Origin of the sequence: Frigoribacterium sp. CFBP9030, from assembly GCF_034045195.1 — a bacterium.
Taxonomy (GTDB): domain Bacteria; phylum Actinomycetota; class Actinomycetes; order Actinomycetales; family Microbacteriaceae; genus Frigoribacterium.
Genome location: NZ_JAXCWG010000003.1, coordinates 296,501 through 314,537 on the forward strand (window position 1 = coordinate 296,501; position 18,037 = coordinate 314,537).

The window sequence follows — 18,037 nt, forward strand, 5'->3', positions numbered from 1 at the left end:
CCGCTGCCCGCCGACGGCACCGCGCCTCCTCGGCATCCCAGGGGATTCATAGCCCCCGGGCGTGCGCGTCGCTGCGGTGATCACCGGGGCTGGCGCTTAGGGTAGCCACCGTCATGATTCGGTTTGATGAAGTCACCAAGGTCTACGTCGGCAATCCCCGACCGGCGCTCAACGCGGTCACCCTCGAGATCCTCAAGGGCGAGTTCGTGTTCCTGGTCGGGGCCAGCGGCTCCGGCAAGTCGAGCTTCCTCCGGCTCGTGCTGAAGGAGGAGAAGCCGTCGGCAGGGCAGATCCACGTGCTCGGGCAGCGTCTCAGCACGCTCTCGAGCCGCAAGGTGCCGTACTTCCGTCGCAACATCGGCGTGGTCTTCCAGGACTTCCGGCTGCTGCCGCAGAAGAACGTGTTCGACAACGTCGCGTTCAGCCTGCAGGTGATCGGCAAGAGCAAGGGCTTCATCCAGGAGGCCGTCCCCGACGTGCTGAAGATGGTCGGTCTGGTCGGCAAGCAGCACCGTCTGCCGCACGAGCTCTCGGGTGGCGAGCAGCAGCGCGTGGCCATCGCCCGCGCGATCGTCAACAAGCCCGCCGTCCTCCTCGCCGACGAGCCGACAGGTAACCTCGACCCCTCGACCAGCGCCGGCATCATGACTCTGCTCGAGCGGATCAACTCGGGCGGCACCACCGTCATCATGGCCACCCACGACGCCGGCATCGTCGACCAGATGCAGCGTCGCGTCATCGAGCTCAGCGCCGGCAACATCCTGCGCGACGAGCGCGAGGGCGGCTACCAGACGCAGGCGGTGCCCATCCAAGCCATCGGGGTCGAAGACCTGAGCCTGAGAGGGGCCGACGAATGAGACTCGGACTCGTCCTCAGCGAAGTCGGCAGCGGCCTGCGGCGCAACGTCTCCATGGTCGTCGCCGTGGTGCTCGTGACCTTCATCTCGCTGACCTTCGTCGGCACGGCGGCACTGCTGCAGATGCAGATCAATCAGATGAAGGGCTACTGGTACGACAAGGCCCAGGTGGCCGTGTACCTCTGCACCGACACCGACACGACCGGCAACTGCACGGGTGCGAAGGCCACGCAAGACCAGATCGACGCGGTGCAGGCGCAGCTCGACTCCGAGGTGCTGCAGCCGTTCGTCGACCGTTCGTACTTCGAGACGCAGCAAGACGCCTACGACCGCTTCACCACCCAGTTCGCCGACAGCCCCGCGACCGAGTTCGTGCAGCCGTCGTACCTGAACGAGACCTTCTGGGTCAACCTGAAGGACCCGACCCAGTCGGACGTCCTCACCGAGAGCCTCTCGAGTCTCGCCGGGGTGCAGAGCGTCGTCGACCAGCGGGCCTACCTCGACCCGATCTTCTCGGTGCTGAACGCCGCCAGCTACACGGCCATCGGCATCGCCGTGCTGATGCTGATCGCCGCCGTCCTGCTGATCGCGACGACCATCCGGCTGAGCGCCTTCAGCAGGCGGCGAGAGCTCGGCATCATGCGGCTGGTGGGTGCGTCGAACACGTTCATCCAGACGCCGTTCATCCTCGAGGGGGTGATCGCCGCGCTGATCGGATCCCTGCTCGCGGGCGGTGCGATCGTCGCGATCGTCAACTTCTTCGTCAAGGGCTATCTGGCGGTGAACTTCGTGGGCACCCCGTTCGTCGGCCTGCGCGACACCGCACTGGTCGTCCCGCTGGTCATCCTGGTCGGCATCGTGCTCGCGGGCCTCTCGGCCAACATCGCCATCCGCCGGTACCTCAAGGTCTGATCCGCTAGCGGAGCCCCAGAAGCAGATGCCTGCAGGAGGCGCGGTGCCGGTCCGACCGGCACCGCGCCTCCTGCCGTCGCAACCGCAGGTATACTGACAGGCTGCCTGCTACCGGCAGAACCATCATCCGAACGACCAGGAGGCACCTGTGGCGAAAGAACGCGGCGAGAAGGTCGTGGCCACCAACCGCCGCGCGCGCCACGACTACACGATCGAAGACACCTACGAGGCCGGCATCGTGCTGAGCGGCACCGAGGTGAAGTCGCTCCGTCAGGGCAGGGCGTCGCTGGTCGACGGCTACGCGTTCGTCGACGCCAACGAGGCCTGGCTCGACGCGGTGCACATCCCCGAGTACACCGAGGGCACCTGGAACAATCACGCGCCGCGGCGCAAGCGCAAGCTGCTGCTGCACCGCCAGGAGATCGACAAGATCGGCCAGAAGACCAAGGAGGGCGGCTTCACGATCGTGCCGCTCAAGATCTACTTCAGCGACGGCCGGGCCAAGGTCGAGATCGCCGTGGCCAAGGGCAAGCGCGAGTACGACAAGCGGCAGACGCTGCGCGAGCGCACGGCGACGCGTGAGGCGCAGGCCGCGATCTCGGCTCGCAAGCACCTGGGGGAGTAGCCGAGGAGGCACGGCGTGCCTTACACTGGAAGGCCGCAGAACACCGCGGTCGGCTCCATTGCGACAACTCCACAGAGTGTGACAACGGCCCCTCATGGGGATGATCGGTTTCGACATCGCCTGTGTGCGAACGAGAAGCGGGCCGAGGATCCAGGGTTATCTCGTAAACGATCTCTGGAAAACAATAAGTGCCAATAACAAGCGCACTGACTTCGCTCTCGCTGCGTAAGCAGTAGAGCCACATGGAGTCCGTCAGTCTGGTGACCGCCTTCTAACCAGAGCCTGACGTCATCTAGAGGGCTTGCTGCGTGACTACGCCTGAGGGTCACGCGGGACTTGCACTCGGGCTGGGCCCGTCGACCTAGAAGCCAGTAGCAAAGGTCGGGGCCGAGCAGAACGTCTCATCTGGCTACGCCCGTAGAATGCGTGCAATCTCAGCGATGGACGGGGGTTCAATTCCCCCCATCTCCACCATCGGCCGCTGTCACACTCCGTCGGATCACGAACGCCCCGCCTGACTCAGGCGGGGCGTTCGTCGTCTCGTCGAGAGCTATTCGGGTGACATCTGCAAAGTATGCGTGCCCCGGCTCTCAACTCGCCTGCGCCAAGTCGAGCTGCCACCATGCCCCGTCTTCAGGCGCCAGGATGAGCGACGACGGGTGCAGCGGAGGCACCGAGGCATGCGAGATCTTGGGGTGCACGGGGCGGTCGTCGGTCTCGCCGTCACCCACCAGCTCTTCGTGCAGCTTCTCGCCCTCGCGAAGGCCCGTGTAGACGATCTGGACGTCGCGGCCCGACAACGCGATCATGCGCTGAGCGATGTCGAGGATGCGCACGGGCTCGCCCATGTCGAGGATGAGCACCTCGGCAGGCGACCCGATGCCGCCGGCCTGAACCACCAGGTTGCACGCCTCGGGGATGGTCATGAAGAACCGCGTCACGTCGGGATGGGTGATGGTGAGAGGGCCGCCCGCCTCGATGAGCGACGAGAAGACGGGCAGCATCGACCCGCGGCTGCCGAGCACGTTGCCGAACCGGACCGACAGGTAGCGGGCACCGGTCTCGTCGGCCGCCGAGGCGGTGAGGCGCTCGGCCAGACGCTTCGAGCGGCCGAGGGCGCTGGTCGGGTTCGCCGCCTTGTCGGTCGAGATGTTGACGAACGTCGTCACGCCGACCGACCGACTCGCGTCGAGCACATTGCGGGTGCCGAGAACGTTTGTCTTCCAGGCCTCGTCGGGGTACTGCTCGAGCATCGGCAGGTGCTTGAGGGCGGCGGCGTGGAAGACGACGTCGGGGCGACGGTCGGCGAAGATGCGGTGCAGGCTCGCAGCGTCGCGGATGTCGGCCAGCACGACCTCCTTCGTGTCGAGCAGGCCGTTGCCCGAGATGGACAGCTGCGCCTGCTGCAGCCCGGTCTCGTCGCGGTCGAGCATGATCAGCTCGGCCGGCGCGTAGCGGGCGATCTGCCGGCAGAGCTCGCTGCCGATCGAGCCGCCCGCCCCGGTGACGAGCACCCGGGAGCCCGACAGGTAGCCCGCGATCGACTCGACGTCGGTGTCGACCGGGTGCCGACCGATGATGTCCTCGATGGCGATGTCCCGGACGTCACGGAGGCGCGACCGACCGTCGAGGACGTCGGCGAGGGGCGGCAGCACCAGCACCCGCAGGCCCGCGGTCGCCGCCAGATCGGTGACCTCCTGCAGCAGGGAGGCGTCGGCCCGGGCGATGCCGACGATGAGCGCCTCGGCGCCGGAGTCCGCCGCGGCCCGGATGAGATCGCTCCGCGTGCCGAGCACGCGGACGCCCTCGATGCGCAGACCCGCCCGCGTCGGATCGTCGTCGATGAGGCCGACGGGCACGTACGCCGAGTCGGGATCGGTCAGCATACGGCGGACGAGGTGGTTCGCGAGTCGCCCGGCGCCGAAGATCAGGGTGCGCTGCGCGTCGTCGCGCGGTCGGCTGCGACGTTCGATCAGGAGGCGCGCGAGGTACCGCAGGGACCCCATCAGCACGAACGCCACGGGCGTGGCGATGACGGCGGTGCTGCGGGCCAGGTGGATCTCGGTGCCGACGAGCAGCACGGGGATGCCGACGACGAGACCCGTGAGGACGACGGTGCCCGCGACCGCACGGACCTCGAGCGCACTGCCCGACACGAAGCGCCGACGGTAGACGCCGGTGGCGAAGCCGGCGGCGGCGTGGGCCAGCACGGCCACGGCGACGGCGACGGCGGTCGAACCCCAGGCGATCTGGTGCGCCGCGAAGTCGTAGCGCACGAGCACGGCGAAGACGAGCGCCACGGCCCAGGCGCTGGCATCGGCCGCCATCAGCAGCGACGTGCGCCGGGCCGGCGACCGCATGAACCTGGCCGCTGCCGCGTCGGCGACAGCGGGGGAGTCCCGTCGGGTCGGGCGGCGGCGGTCGTCGTTGCGTGATTCCACGGGAGTCCTCGTCTCGATCGGGGTCGGCGCCGGGCGCGGCATCGAGCGCCGGAGGGAGGCCGTGCCGTCAGCACCCTGATCGACCTCCTGCCACGACGCCGACAGCGATTCTCTCACATTCAACATGTGAAACATAAGGTGACATGCGAAGGGCGGTATCGGAAGGCGACGGGTGATCTTGCTGATGAGCGGCTGCGAAACGCGACCCGCGCCTCCTCGGCGTCCTAGCGTGTGATCACGGGCACGATCCCGTGCCCCGAGTGATCAAGGAGGATCACCATGGCAACGAATCACGCGGTCGCTTACAAGGGTCCGGGCCAGGTCGAGGTCATCGACGTCGACTACCCGACCTTCGAGCTGAAGGACGGGCCGGGCGTCAACCCGGCGAACATCGGTCGCAAGGTCAACCACGGGGCGATCCTCCGCACCGTGGCCACGAACATCTGCGGCTCCGACCAGCACATGGTGCGCGGCCGCACCACCGCCCCCACCGACCTCGTGCTCGGCCACGAGATCACGGGCGAGGTCGTCGAGGTCGGCCCCGACGTCGAGTTCATCAAGGTCGGCGACATCGTCTCCGTCCCGTTCAACATCGCGTGCGGCCGCTGTCGCAACTGCAAGGAGCGCAAGACGGGCATCTGCCTGAACGTCAACCCCGACCGCCCCGGCAGCGCCTACGGCTACGTCGACATGGGCGGCTGGGTGGGCGGCCAGGCCGAGTACGTGCTCGTGCCCTACGCCGACTGGAACCTGCTGAAGTTCCCCGACCGCGACCAGGCCCTCGAGAAGGTGCTCGACCTGGCGATGCTCTCCGACATCTTCCCGACCGGGTTCCACGGCGCCGTGACGGCCGGGGTCGAGGTCGGCTCGACCGTCTACGTCGCCGGTGCGGGCCCCGTCGGTCTCGCCGCCGCGACCAGTGCGCTGCTGCTCGGCGCGAGCGTCGTCATCGTCGGCGACATGAACGCCGACCGCCTCGCCCAGGCCCGGAGCTTCGGCTGCGAGACCGTCGACCTGACCAAGGGCGAGCCCGGCGAGCAGATCGATCAGATCCTCGGCGAGCCGCTGGTCGACTGCGCGATCGACGCCGTCGGCTTCGAGGCCAAGGGGCACGGCGGCGGCTCGGGCGAGGAGGCGCCGGCCACCGTGCTCAACTCGCTGATGGACATCACGGCGGCGGGCGGGGCCATGGGCATCCCCGGGCTGTACGTCACCGGCGACCCGGGCGGGATCGACGCGGCCGCGCAGAAGGGCTCGCTGTCGCTGAGCCTCGGCACGGGCTGGGCGAAGTCGCTCTCGTTCACCACGGGTCAGTGCCCGGTGATGAAGTACAACCGCGGTCTGATGATGGCGATCCTCCACGACCGTACGAGCATCGCCAAGAACGTCCACGCCGAGGCGATCAGCCTCACGGACGCCCCGCGCGGCTACGAGATGTTCGACAAGGGAGCGGCGACGAAGTACGTGCTGAACCCGAACGACTACATCAAGGCCTGACGAGGAGGCGCGGGTCGGCCCGAGAGGGTCGGCCCGCCGCCCCTGCCGGTCGGCCCGTCGCCCCGGGGCGGGTGTATGACGGAACCACCCCATGACGAAGCCACGCGAAGCCCCGAGCCCCGAGCGTCAGAAGTGGCAGGCGTTCGCCGTGTGCGTCGCGGTCGCGGCCCTCACCATCCTCGACCTGTCGAAGGTCAACGTCGGGCTGCCGAGCATCGAGGCGTCGCTCGGCGCCGGCCCGACCGCGCTGCAGCTGATCGTCGCCGGCTACGCGCTCGCCTTCGGGCTCTCGCTCGTCCCCTCCGGTCGTCTCGGCGACCTCAAGTCGCGCCGCCTGATGTTCGTCGTCGGCCTGACCGCGTTCACCGTCGCGAGTCTGCTCTGCGCCCTCGCCCCGTCGATCGAGCTGCTGGTGGCCGCGCGCATCCTCCAGGGCGTCGCCGCGGGCATCCAGATGCCGCAGGTGCTCGGGCTGATCCAGCAGCTCTTCCAGGGGAAGGAGCGGGCGCGCGCCTTCGGCTTCTTCGGCGCCATCATCGGCGTCAGCACCGCCTTCGGCCCCACCCTCGGCGGTCTGCTGATCGCGATCGGCGGCCCGGAGGACGGCTGGCGGCTGCTCTTCTGGATGAACATCCCGCTCGGTCTCGCCGCGATCGTCTTCGCGCTGCGTCTGCTGCCGAAGGCTTCGACGGCTCCGAGCGGTCACAACGAACTCGACCTCTTCGGCATCGTGCTGCTCGGTCTGACGATCTTCACCCTGATGCTGCCGTTCGTGCTGACCACCGGGCAGGGCGACGACCCCCTGCGCTGGCTGTTCCTGATCGGCTTCGTCGTCTTCGGCGCCGCCTTCATCCGGTGGGAGCAGCGCTACAAGGCGAGCGGCAGGTCGCCCGTCGTGCACTTCAGCCTGTTCTCGCTCGCGTCGTACCGGAACGGCACCCTGATCGCGACGGTCTACTTCTGCGCGCTGCCCGCGACGTTCCTCCTGACGACGCTCTACCTGCAGCAGGGGCTGGGGCTCGAGCCCGTCTACGCGGGCATGGTCACCATCCCGTTCGCGCTGACCAGCGCCGTGGCCGCGTTCTACGGCGGGCGGCTCGTCGAGCGGTACGGGCGCAGCCTCGTCGTGCTCGGGCTGCTGCTCGTCGCCGTGGGCTTCGTCGCGCTGCTGCTCGCCGCGATCCTCACCCCGCCCGAGATCACGCCGTACGCGATGGGCGTCGGGATGCTGCTCGCGGGCACCGGCGGCGGTTTCGTGATCTCGCCGAACCAGACGCTGACCCTGGCGGAGGTGCCCGTCGAGATGGGCGGCGTGGCGGGCTCGATGGGCCAGGTCGGCCAGCGAGCCGGCACCGCCATCGGCACGGCGGCCGCGGTGTCGACGTTCTACTCGGTGATCGCCGGCGCCGGGGGAGCGGACGGCGCGGGCCTCGTCGAGTACCACGAGGCGTATCGCAACGGCTTCTTCGTCGTGCTGGCTCTCATCTCGGTCGCCCTCGTGCTCGGCCTGCTCGACCTCCGCGGGCGCAAGACCGGCAAGGTGACGAGCTACTCGGCCGACTGAGCGGTCACGTCGGTCGAGTCGGCCACGTCGCCCGTTTCGCCGGGCCGTTCGGCCCCGTCGCTCGGCCGTTCGGCGACGATCGCGAGCACCTCGTCGTGCAGCAGGCCGTTCGTGACGATCGCCGTGCCGTGCCAGGGGCCGTCACGTCCGTCGGCGCTCGTGAACCGCCCGCCCGCCTCCTCGACGATGGGCACGAGCGCCGCCATGTCGTAGGGCTGCAGGTCGAACTCGCCGGCCATGTCGAGTGCGCCCTCGGCGAGCAGCATGTACGACCAGAAGTCGCCGTAGGCGCGGGTGCGCCAGACCCGGCCGGTCAGGTCGAGCAGCTGGGGCAGACGCCCGGCGTCGATCCAGTACTCGAGCCCGTTGAAGCTGATCGACGCGTCGGCGAGGTCGGCGACGCCCGAGACGCGCAGCGGCCCTTCGTGCTCGGTCGAGAAGGCGCCGCCGCCCTGCGTGGCCCACCACCGGCGGGCGAGCATCGGGGCGCTGACGACGCCGACCACGGGCACGCCGTCGACCACGAGCGAGATGAGCGACGCCCAGACCGGCACCCCGCGGAGGAAGTTGGCGGTGCCGTCGATCGGATCGACGACCCACTGCCGGTGCGACGGGGCGTCGTGCCCGTACTCCTCGCCGTAGAAGGTGTCACCGGGGCGGGCGGACGCGACGCGCTCGCGGATCGCCCGCTCGACCGCCTGATCGGCGTCCGTAACGTGACTGCGGTCGGGCTTCAGCGACACGTGCAGGTCGGCCGACCGGTACCGCTCGGTGCTGATCGAGTCGGCCAGATCGGCCAGCTCGAGCGCGAGCGCCAGATCGTCGGCCCAGGGGGAGGAAGCGGAGGAGGCGGGGGTGGGGTCGGTCACGGTGCCAGCGTACCCAGCGGGGCGGCGTCGACCCGCGCCTCCTCGGCTCGGCCTCGGGGGTCAGCCGCGTTCGTCGTCGCGGGCGTCGTCGGCGGCGGCCGCCTGGTCGCGCGCGGTGACGCCGCCCTTCGACGCGAGCAGCGACTGCAGCGAGGCGAGACGCTCGCGACCGACGTCGCCGAGCTCGCCCGCCTCGACCCGGTCGACGATCTCCCAGTCGTGGGCCTCGGCGAGCGGGATGCCGTCGGCGGGTTCGCCGGCGGCGGGGATGGCGTGCGCGGCGAACGACCGGAGGATGTTCTCGGGGTCGACGTGACCGAGGCCGAACGAGCGCACGCCGGGGGTGTCGACGATCCAACCGCCGGTCGGCACCTTGAACGACACCGTCGACGACGACGTGTGACGCCCGCGGCCCGTGACCGCGTTGACGACGCCGACCTCGCGCTGCGACCCCGTGAGGGCGTTGACGAGCGTCGACTTGCCGACCCCGGAGTGCCCGACGGTGACGGTCACGTGCCCGTCGAGGATCTCGCGCAGCTCGTCGAGCACGGCCGACGGTTCGCCGTCGGGCCCCGCGTCGAAGGCCGAGGAGGTGCTGGTCACGATCCGCAGATCGAGGCACGAGAAGTGCGCGGCGAACGGCGCGGGGTCGGCGAGGTCGGTCTTGGTGATGCAGAGGATGGGCTCGACGCCCGCGTCGAACGCGGCGACCAGGTAGCGGTCGACGAGACGGGGGCGGGGTTCGGGGTCGGCGGCCGCGACGACGATCAGCATCTGGTCGGCGTTCGCCACGATCACGCGCTCGACGGCGTCGCTGTCGTCGGCGCTGCGTCGCAGCAGCGTCGTGCGCTCGCGCACCCGGACGATGCGGGCCAGAGAGCCCTCCGCACCGGAGGTGTCGCCGACCACGTCGACGCGGTCGCCGGTGACGACCGACTTCTTGCCCAGCTCGCGGGCGCGTGCCGTCGTGATCTCACGCTCGTCGGGCGTGCCGGCATCCATCAGCACGCCGTAGCGGCCGCGGTCGACCGTCCACACGACGCCCTCGTCGGCGTTAGCGTAGGCCGGGCGCTGCTTCGTGCGCGGCTTGTTGCCCTTCGGGTTCGGGCGCACCCGCACCGAGCTCTCGTCGTACTGGGCGTAGTCGCCCTCGTCGGCGTCGTCGCCGTCCGTCCACCAGCTCATGCCGCGTGCCTCACAGGAATCCGAGCAGGTCGATGTCGGCCGGGCGCGCAGGCGACCGCCGACCGAGGAGGTCGTCCCAGAGCTCGACGAACTGGGGCAGCGTCTTCGACGTCACGCCGACGTCGTCGATCTCGACGCCGTCGACCGCGAGACCGATGATCGCGCCGGCCGTGGCCATGCGGTGGTCTTCGTAGCTGCGCCACTGGCCCGCGTGCAGCGGCGACGGCTCGAGGTGCAGACCGTCGTCGAGCTCTTCGACCGACCCGCCGAGCGCCGTGATCTCGGCCGCGAGCGCCGCGAGGCGATCCGTCTCGTGCCCACGGAGGTGACCGATGCCCGTGATCGTGCTGGGCCCGGACGCGAGGGCGGCCAGGGCGACGAGCGCGGGCGCCAGCTCGCCGCCGCGCGAGAGGTCGACGTCGACGCCGGGCAGCGAGCCCCCGCCGATCAGGCCGACGCCGCCGTCGACGGTGAGCGTGTCGCCGTCGAGGGTGACGGTCGCGCCCCAGAGGGGCAGCAGCTCGATCAGGTCGGCGCCCACCTGCGTGGTCTCGGTGGGCCAGTGACGGATCGACACGGTGCCCCCGGCGACCAGGGCCGCGACCAGGAACGGCGCTGCGTTCGACAGGTCGGGTTCGATCGTGACGTCGCGGCCCGAGATCGGGCCGGGTGCGACCCGCCAGACCCCGGGTTCGGGCGACTCGACCTCGACGCCGCGTCGGGCCAGGGTCTCGATGGTCATCTCGATGTGCGGCAGGCTCGGCAGCCGCTCGCCGGTGTGCCGGATGCTCAGGCCGCGGCTGAAGCGCGGTGCCGAGAGCAGCAGGCCCGAGACGAACTGGCTCGAGGCGGAGGCGTCGATCTCGACCTCGCCGCCCTCGACCTCGCCGGTGCCGTACAGGCTGAAGGGCAGGGCGCCGCGACCGTCGTCGGACACGTCGACGCCCAGGGCGCGCAGCGAGTCGACGGTGGTCGTCATGGGGCGGCGTCGTGCGCTGGCGTCGCCGTCGAATGAGACGGGGCCCAGGGCGAGTGCGGCGACCGGCGGCAGGAACCTCATGACCGTGCCGGCGAGCCCGCAGTCGACGCTCGTGCCGCCGGTCAGCTCGGACGGGGTGATCAGGTAGTCGGGGCCGAACGGCTCGTCGTTCGCGACCTCGTCGATGCCCACACCGAGACCCCGCAGGGCCCGCACCATGAGATCGGTGTCGCGCGAGTGCAGCGGCAGCCGCAGCGTGGAGGGCTCGGAGGCGAGCGCCGAGAGCACGAGCTCGCGGTTGGTCAGCGACTTCGACCCCGGCAGCGACAAGGAGGCGCGGAGCGGCCCGGTCGCCCGGGGCGCGACCCAGCGACCGTCGTCCACCTCGGGGGCGCGGCCCTCGTCGTAGGGACTGAACTCGGGGCCGGAATACCTGAAGACCTGCATCGGTTCACCACCGTAATGCAACGAACAGCGGGAGGACCTGTGCCGACAGCACTTGCACCGAGAGAGATCACCGTGGCCGAACTAGAATCGGCCGTGATGATCACCCTCGAGGGCGACGAGCCCACTTCAGAGCCCACCGGCGCGACGACACGGCCCGCCGTGACGAGCGAGTCGACCGGCGCGACGGCTCCGGCCGCCGAGACCGTCGACGCCGTCGTCGAGGCGGTCGACGAGGCCTCCGCCGGCGAACCCGATCTGCGGGCGCTCTTCGAAGAGCAGGCTCTGCCGTTCATGGATCAGCTCTACGCGGCGGGCATGCGGATGACCCGCAACCCGGCCGACGCCGCCGACCTCGTCCAGGAGACCTTCGTCAAGGCCTTCGCCGCGTTCTCGCAGTTCACGCAGGGCACCAACCTCAAGGCCTGGCTGTACCGCATCCAGACCAACACGTTCATCAACACCTACCGCAAGAAGCAGCGCGACCCCTACCAGGGCACGATCGACGAGCTCGAGGACTGGCAGATGGGCGGCGCCGAGTCGGCGACCCGCGCCTCCGGCAGCACCCGCTCGGCCGAGGCCGAGGCGATCGACCACCTGCCCGACAGCGCCGTGAAGGACGCCCTGCAGAAGGTCCCCGAGGACTTCCGCATGGCCGTCTACTTCGCCGACGTCGAGGGGTTCTCGTATCAAGAGATCGCCGACATCATGAAGACCCCCGTGGGCACGGTCATGAGCCGTCTCCACCGCGGTCGCCGTCTGCTCCGCGAGCTGCTGGCCGACTACGCGCGCGGTCGCGGTATCGAGGTGCCGGTGGGCACGACATCGAAGGGCAGCAAGAAATGACCGACTGCGGTTGCGACAAGGCCAAGGCCGAACTCGAAGAATATCTGCACGACGAGCTGTGCCGCGAAGACGCGGCCGACATCCGTGAGCACATGGCGACCTGCGGCGACTGCGCGGGCGAGCACGAGGTCGGGGTGGTCCTGACCGAGGCCGTCCAGCGGGCCTGCCGCGAGACGGCGCCCGAAGACCTGCGCGGGGCGGTGCTCGCGCGACTGCGCGAGCTGCAGTCGGCTCACCGCTAGAACCCCGCGGGAACCGAGGAGGCCCGGGTCGGCCGGCCTCCTCCACCGCCGGTCGTCACGGGCGCCGGGCCTGCGCTAGCGTCGGTGCATGACCGCACCGGTGCAGCCCCTCGGTACTCCGACCGCTCGCGACCTCGACGACCTCGTGTCGTTGATCCGCCTCCTCGGCTACACCCTCGACTCCGACGTCCTGTCGGCCCGGCTCGGGCGCCTGTCGATCGACGGCGGTCATGAGACCTGGGTCGTGCGCGACGCCGACGACCGCATCACCGCCGTCGCCGGCGGGCGCATCGTCTGGGCCTACAACGACGACTCACCCACGGCCGAGCTGCTGCTGCTGGTGGTCTCCGAGGTCGGACGTCGCGACGGACTCGGCTCGCACCTCCTCGGGCACGTCGAGACCTGGGCCCACGGGCACGGCGCCCGCGTCGTCAACGCCGTCGGCGCCGCCGCGACCGACACCGCCAGCCGGTTCTACCGCAAGCGCGGGTACCACGAGGCCGGCGTCCGCTACTCGAAGCTCATCTGATCGCGCGGCGCTCGCCCGCCGCCGCGCTCGCGAGCCGGCACGAGTCGGCCAGCGGAAGAGGATGTCCGCCGGAGGCATGACGGTGACGAGCGCGTGCAGGGCGACCCCGACGCCGAACGACAGGCCGATGCCGAGCACCGTCCAGCTGAGGCTCGTGGCCCCCACGCGCTCGGTGACGGCCACGGCCATCGCCAACCCGACGAAGTGCGAGAGGTAGTAGACGACGCTGCGACGGCCGACGACGGCGAGCAGTCTCGACACCCGACGGTGCTGGAGGGCCTGAGCCGCCCGCACGATGGCGATCATCCCGACGGCGACCGCGGGCGCCATGCTGGGCAGGTAGTGCACCTCGGCGGTGCCCCGCGCGACGGCGATGGCGACGCAGGCGGCGGCCGCGACGGCGCTGACGACGACGGCCTGCGGCGTCCTCGCGACGGCGACCAGGCGGCTCGGCAGGCGGGTGAGGGCGACGCCGCCCATGAAGAAGGCCAGGAGGACGAAGAAGCGGTCGATCTCAGGGTCGGTGCCGACGCGGGGCGTGACGAGGGCGATGGACCAGGCCCCGACGGCCACGATCGTCGGCGGCAGGCGCCTCGTGAGCAGGGCGATGGCGGAGAAGACCAGCAGATACGTCAGGAACCACACACCCGCCGGCGCGGCCAGTCGCGTGCTGAGCAGTGACTCGACCGGTGAGCTCAGCACTGCCGAGCCGTTCGCCGCGACGACCTGTATGCCCCAGGACATCAGCGACCAGACGACGAGGGGCCACGCCACCCCCGCCAGACGTCGCGTGACGAAGCGCCATGGCCCGTGGCGCAGCGATGCGGGGACGAAGAGGCCGCTCAGCACCATCAGCAGAGGCATGCGGAAGGGCGCCATCGCGTCGTTCAGCCACACCAGCGGAGCCGGCACGAGATGCGCGTTCTGCTGCAGGACGACGTAGTGGAACAGGACGACCAGCACGATGCAGGCTCCCCGCACGGTGTCCGTCCACGTCTCACGCGTCGTGGTGCCGGGATCGCGTCGAGCAGCCTGATGAAACGTCATGTATGCAAAATATCATAGACATAGGAGTTTGTGGTGGTGACAGAGAGACGGGGCGACAGAGAGACGGGGCGCAGCATCGTGCGATGCTGCGCCCCGTCGTCGAGCGATGAACCGTGCCTACAGCGTGAGCGCCTTCTCGATCAGCTCGGTCTGCTGGCGGGCGCTGGCCTTGGTCGACCCGGCAGCCGGAGACGCGGACGCCGGGCGCGAAGCCACCGTGATGCGGCGGTCGAGGTGCTTCTGCAGCTCGAGCACGACGAACGGCCAGGCGCCCTGGTTCTCGGGCTCCTCTTGCGCCCAGAACAGCTCGGCCTCGGGGTACTGCGCCAGCACCTCGCGGATGCGGTCGAGGGCCAGAGGGTAGAGCTGCTCGAGTCGGACGAGCGCGACGTCGTTCTGCACGCCCCGCTTGTCGAGCTCGGCGGCGAGGTCGTAGTGGATCTTGCCGCTGTGCAGCACGACGCGCTTCGTCGTCGACGGGTCGGAGACGCGGGTGCAGTCGAGCACGGGCTCGAAGCGACCGGTCGTGAAGTCGTCGACGCCGCTGGTCGCACCGCGCAGTCGCAGCATGGCCTTCGGCGTGAAGACCACCAGCGGCCGGCGGGGGCGGGCGTAGGCCTGACGGCGCAGCAGGTGGAAGTACGACGCGGGGGTCGACGGCCGGGCGATCGTCATGTTGTCTTCGGCGCACAGCTGGAGGAAGCGCTCCATACGGGCCGACGAGTGGTCGGGGCCCTGGCCCTCGTAGCCGTGGGGCAGCAGGAGGACGACGCTCGAGCGCTGCCCCCACTTCTGCTCGGCGCTCGAGATGAACTCGTCGACGACCGTCTGGGCGCCGTTCGCGAAGTCGCCGAACTGCGCCTCCCACATGACGAGGGCGTCGGCGCGCTCGACCGAGTAGCCGTATTCGAAGGCCATCGCCGCGTACTCGCTGAGCAGCGAGTCGTAGATCCAGAGCTTGGCCTGATCGTCGGAGATGTACTGCAGGGGCAGCCACTCCTGGCCGTTCTCGCGGTCGTGCAGCACGGAGTGGCGCTGCACGAAGGTGCCGCGTCGGCTGTCTTGACCGGCGAGACGCACGGGCGTGCCCTCCGTGACGATCGAGCCCATCGCGAGCAGCTCGCCGAAGGCCCAGTCGATGTTGCCGTTGCGGCTCATGTCGACGCGCTTCTTCAGCAGCTGCTGGAGCTTCGGGTGCACGACGAAGCCCTCGGGCGGGTTGTCGTGCGCGTCGCCGATGCGGTGCAGCAGCTCGAGGGAGATCGCCGTCGACTCGGGCTCGCCGGCGCTGTCGTCGCGCTGGGTCGCCGGGCGCTCGAGATCGGCGACGTCGTGCGCGTCGCCGGTGATGACGGGGATCGACCCGGTCTGGGCGGCGTGCGTCTCGGCGAAGGCCCGCTCGAGTCGATCCTGGAAGTCGCGGTGGGCGCCGTCGTACTCGTCTCGCGTGATGTCGCCTCGGCCGACGAGGGCCTCGGTGTACAGTGTGCGGACGCTGCGCTTCTCCTCGATGAGGTTGTACATCAGCGGCTGGGTCATAGAGGGGTCGTCGCCCTCGTTGTGGCCCCGGCGGCGGTAGCAGACGAGGTCGATCACGACGTCGCGCTTGAACTGCTGGCGGTAGGCGAAGGCGAGCTCGGCCACCCGCGCCACGGCTTCGGGATCGTCGCCGTTCACGTGGAAGACGGGAGCCTGGATGGTCTTCGCCACGTCGGTCGAGTAGACCGACGACCGCGACTCGGACGGCGGGGTCGTGAAGCCCACCTGGTTGTTGATCACCAGGTGGATCGTGCCGCCGACGCGGTAGCCGCGCAGCTGCGACATCTGCAGCGTCTCGACGACGACGCCCTGCCCGGCCATGGCGGCGTCGCCGTGGATCAGGATGGGCAGCGTGCCGAAGACCCCGGAGGCGCCGCGGTCCTGTTTGGCGCGGACGATGCCCTCGAGCACGCCGTCGCCGGCCTCGAGGTGCGAGGGGTTCGCGGCGATGTAGACCGGGATGGTCTCGCCCGTCGCGCTCGTGAACTCGCCCTCGGTGCCGAGGTGGTACTTGACGTCGCCGGAGCCCTGGACGGTCTTCGGGTCCTGGGTGCCCTCGAACTCGCGGAAGATCTGACCGTAGGTCTTGCCGGCGATGTTGGTGAGGACGTTGAGACGACCGCGGTGGGCCATTCCGATGGCGACCTCGTCGAGGCTCTCGCGAGCGGCCTGCTGCAGCACCGTGTCGAGCAGGGAGATGGTCGACTCGCCGCCCTCGAGGCTGAAGCGCTTCTGCCCGACGTACTTCGTCTGCAGGAACGTCTCGAACGCCTCGGCCTCGTTGAGCTTGGCGAGGATGCGCATCTGCTCGTCGTGCGACGGCTTCACGTAGGGGACCTCGACGTGGTCCTGGACCCACTTGCGCTGCGCAGGGTCCTGGATGTGCATGTACTCGATGCCGATCGTGCGGCAGTACGAGTCGCGGAGGATGCCGAGGATGTCGCGGAGCAGGAGGTTCGTCGTGCCGCCCAGGCCGCCGGTGACGAACTCGCGGTCGAGATCCCAGAAGGTGAGTCCGTGGCTCTCGATCGCGAGGTCGGGGTGCGTGCGCTGGCGGTACTCGAGCGGGTCGATGTCGGCCATCAGGTGACCTCTGACCCGGTAGCTGTTGATCAGCTCCTGCACGCGCGCGGTCTTGTTGATGCGCTCGGCGATGTTGACGTTGATGTCGGGGTTCCAGCGGATCGGCTCGTAGGGGATCCGCAGAGCCGCGAAGATGTCCTCGTAGAAGCCGCGCTGACCGATGAGCAGCTCGTGGACCTTCTTGAGGAACTCGCCGGAGCCGGCTCCCTGGATGACGCGGTGGTCGTACGTGCTCGTCAGGGTGATGGTCTTGCCGATGCCGAGCTCGACCAGGGTCTTCGACGCCGACCCCTGGAACTCGGCCGGGTAGTCGAGTGCGCCGGCGCCGATGATCGACCCGGCGCCCTTCATCAGGCGCGGCACGCTGTGGACGGTACCGATGCCGCCCGGGTTGGTCAGCGAGATCGTGTTGCCCTGGAAGTCGGCGGCGGCGAGCTTGTTGTCGCGAGCCCGCTTGACGACGTCCTCGTAGGCCTGGAGGAACTCGCCGAAGTGCATCTCGTCGGCCTGCTTGATGCCGGGCACGAGCAGCGCCCTCGTGCCGTCGGGCTTCGGGATGTCGATCGCGAGACCGACGTTGATGTGCGGGGGAGTGACGATCGAGGGCTTGCCATCGACCTCGTCGTAGAAGACGTTCTGGCTGGGGAACTCCTTGAGGGCCTGGACGAGGGCCCAGCCGATGAGGTGCGTGAACGAGATCTTGCCGCCGCGCGCCCGCTTGAGGTGGTTGTTGATGACGATCCGGTTGTCGATCATCAGCTTCGCCGGGATCGTCCGGACGCTGGTCGCAGTCGGGACGGAGAGGCTCGCGTCCATGTTCGTCGCCAGCGACTTGGCCATGCCCCGCAGCGGTGCGACCGTGTTGACGGGCTCGGGTGTCGGCTGCTCGTCGGTGGACTCGGCCCGTGCCGGCTCCTTCTTCTTCTTCGGAGCCTCGGCCGGGATCGGCTTCTTCGCGGGCTCGACGGAGGTCGTGCGGGCTGCTACCGACTTCTTGGCCGGAGCGCCGTCGCTCGGGGCCTGGTCGGGGGCGGGGGCCGGGGCCGCCGCCGGGGTGGCGGCGTCCGTCTGCGGGGGAGCGGTGGTCGGCGTCGACTCGGACGAGGTCTCGGAGGGGCTGTACGCCTCGAGCACGGGCCACCACGATTCGTCGACCGAGTTCTTGTCGACCACCCACTGCTCGTAGAGCTCGTCGACCAACCACTCGTTGGCCCCGAACTCGGCCGCCGCGCCGTCGTCCGTCGTTCCCGTCACGTGGCTAGTCACTGCCGATCGCCCACTCTCCGTTGATTGTTGATCAGGTGGGGCCCCGAGGGGCCCGCCTCGACCCAGCTTAAACGCTTACCGCGCTCCGGGGGTCTCGGACTCACAGGGATTAA

The 18,037-nt window shown here is 69.6% G+C and carries 13 protein-coding genes, 1 other RNA gene and 1 pseudogene; 9 read left to right on the forward strand and 6 right to left on the reverse strand.

All coding sequences use genetic code 11. The annotated features are described in order from the left end of the window. The first annotated feature begins 113 nt into the window (after nt 1–113). From ftsE to ssrA, 4 genes are all read left to right on the forward strand, one after another. Nucleotides 114–857: a cell division ATP-binding protein FtsE gene (ftsE, locus tag SOM13_RS05445; protein ID WP_192058259.1), complete on the forward strand. Its 744-nt coding sequence runs from the start codon at nt 114–116 to the stop codon at nt 855–857. Continuing rightward, entirely contained in the window at nt 854–1,768 is a 915-nt protein-coding gene (ftsX, locus tag SOM13_RS05450; RefSeq protein ID WP_320478173.1) for a permease-like cell division protein FtsX, read from the forward strand. Before ftsE ends, ftsX begins: the two co-directional genes overlap by 4 nt. A 148-nt stretch (nt 1,769–1,916) precedes the next feature. Further along, nucleotides 1,917–2,393 (forward strand): SsrA-binding protein SmpB, encoded by a 477-nt coding sequence (smpB, locus tag SOM13_RS05455; RefSeq protein ID WP_192058255.1) that lies wholly within the window; start codon nt 1,917–1,919, stop codon nt 2,391–2,393. 96 nt (nt 2,394–2,489) lie between these two features. Beyond that, nucleotides 2,490–2,867, forward strand: a transfer-messenger RNA (tmRNA) gene (gene ssrA / locus SOM13_RS05460). 116 nt (nt 2,868–2,983) lie between these two features. Here the strand turns inward: ssrA and SOM13_RS05465 are convergent. Continuing rightward, the gene (locus SOM13_RS05465; protein WP_320479068.1) at nt 2,984–4,834 is read right to left on the reverse strand and encodes a nucleoside-diphosphate sugar epimerase/dehydratase; all 1,851 of its coding nucleotides are present in this window, start codon (nt 4,832–4,834) and stop codon (nt 2,984–2,986) included. Nucleotides 4,835–5,113: 279 nt separating this feature from the next. Here SOM13_RS05465 and fdhA point away from each other — a divergent pair, with 279 nt between their 5' ends. Both fdhA and SOM13_RS05475 read left to right on the forward strand, forming a co-directional pair. Further along, on the forward strand, nt 5,114–6,331 hold the full coding sequence (gene fdhA, locus SOM13_RS05470) for a formaldehyde dehydrogenase, glutathione-independent (protein WP_192058253.1): 1,218 nt from the start codon (nt 5,114–5,116) through the stop codon (nt 6,329–6,331). Between the two features lie 91 nt (nt 6,332–6,422). Further along, nucleotides 6,423–7,895: an MFS transporter gene (locus SOM13_RS05475; RefSeq protein WP_320479069.1), complete on the forward strand. Its 1,473-nt coding sequence runs from the start codon at nt 6,423–6,425 to the stop codon at nt 7,893–7,895. On the opposite strand, the gene SOM13_RS05480 is transcribed toward SOM13_RS05475, so the two are convergent. The 3 genes from SOM13_RS05480 to aroA are packed head-to-tail and all read right to left on the reverse strand — an operon-like array spanning nt 7,880 to nt 11,375. Continuing rightward, on the reverse strand, nt 7,880–8,764 hold the full coding sequence (locus SOM13_RS05480; protein WP_320479070.1) for an inositol monophosphatase family protein: 885 nt from the start codon (nt 8,762–8,764) through the stop codon (nt 7,880–7,882). The two genes, SOM13_RS05475 and SOM13_RS05480, sit on opposite strands and share 16 nt — an antisense overlap. Nucleotides 8,765–8,824: 60 nt before the next feature. Beyond that, the gene (gene rsgA / locus SOM13_RS05485) at nt 8,825–9,949 is read right to left on the reverse strand and encodes a ribosome small subunit-dependent GTPase A (protein WP_243215103.1); all 1,125 of its coding nucleotides are present in this window, start codon (nt 9,947–9,949) and stop codon (nt 8,825–8,827) included. A gap of 10 nt (nt 9,950–9,959) precedes the next feature. Further along, nucleotides 9,960–11,375: a 3-phosphoshikimate 1-carboxyvinyltransferase gene (gene aroA / locus SOM13_RS05490; protein WP_320479071.1), complete on the reverse strand. Its 1,416-nt coding sequence runs from the start codon at nt 11,373–11,375 to the stop codon at nt 9,960–9,962. A gap of 72 nt (nt 11,376–11,447) precedes the next feature. On the opposite strand from aroA, the gene SOM13_RS05495 reads away from it, so the two are divergent. From SOM13_RS05495 to SOM13_RS05505, 3 genes are all read left to right on the forward strand, one after another. Further along, entirely contained in the window at nt 11,448–12,218 is a 771-nt protein-coding gene (locus tag SOM13_RS05495; RefSeq protein WP_320479072.1) for a sigma-70 family RNA polymerase sigma factor, read from the forward strand. Further along, nucleotides 12,215–12,460, forward strand: coding sequence for a zf-HC2 domain-containing protein (locus SOM13_RS05500; RefSeq protein WP_192058243.1), 246 nt, complete (start codon nt 12,215–12,217; stop codon nt 12,458–12,460). The genes SOM13_RS05495 and SOM13_RS05500 overlap by 4 nt, the downstream gene beginning before the upstream one ends. A gap of 88 nt (nt 12,461–12,548) precedes the next feature. Continuing rightward, nucleotides 12,549–12,989, forward strand: coding sequence for a GNAT family N-acetyltransferase (locus SOM13_RS05505; protein WP_243215100.1), 441 nt, complete (start codon nt 12,549–12,551; stop codon nt 12,987–12,989). Between the two features lie 108 nt (nt 12,990–13,097). Here the strand turns inward: SOM13_RS05505 and SOM13_RS05510 are convergent. Together SOM13_RS05510 and SOM13_RS05515 are read right to left on the reverse strand one after the other, a co-directional pair. Then, nucleotides 13,098–14,036 (reverse strand): annotated as a pseudogene (locus SOM13_RS05510) (acyltransferase family protein); the annotation flags it as partial. 117 nt (nt 14,037–14,153) lie between these two features. Next, entirely contained in the window at nt 14,154–17,924 is a 3,771-nt protein-coding gene (locus tag SOM13_RS05515) for a multifunctional oxoglutarate decarboxylase/oxoglutarate dehydrogenase thiamine pyrophosphate-binding subunit/dihydrolipoyllysine-residue succinyltransferase subunit (protein WP_320479073.1), read from the reverse strand. Between the last annotated feature and the right edge of the window lie 113 nt (nt 17,925–18,037).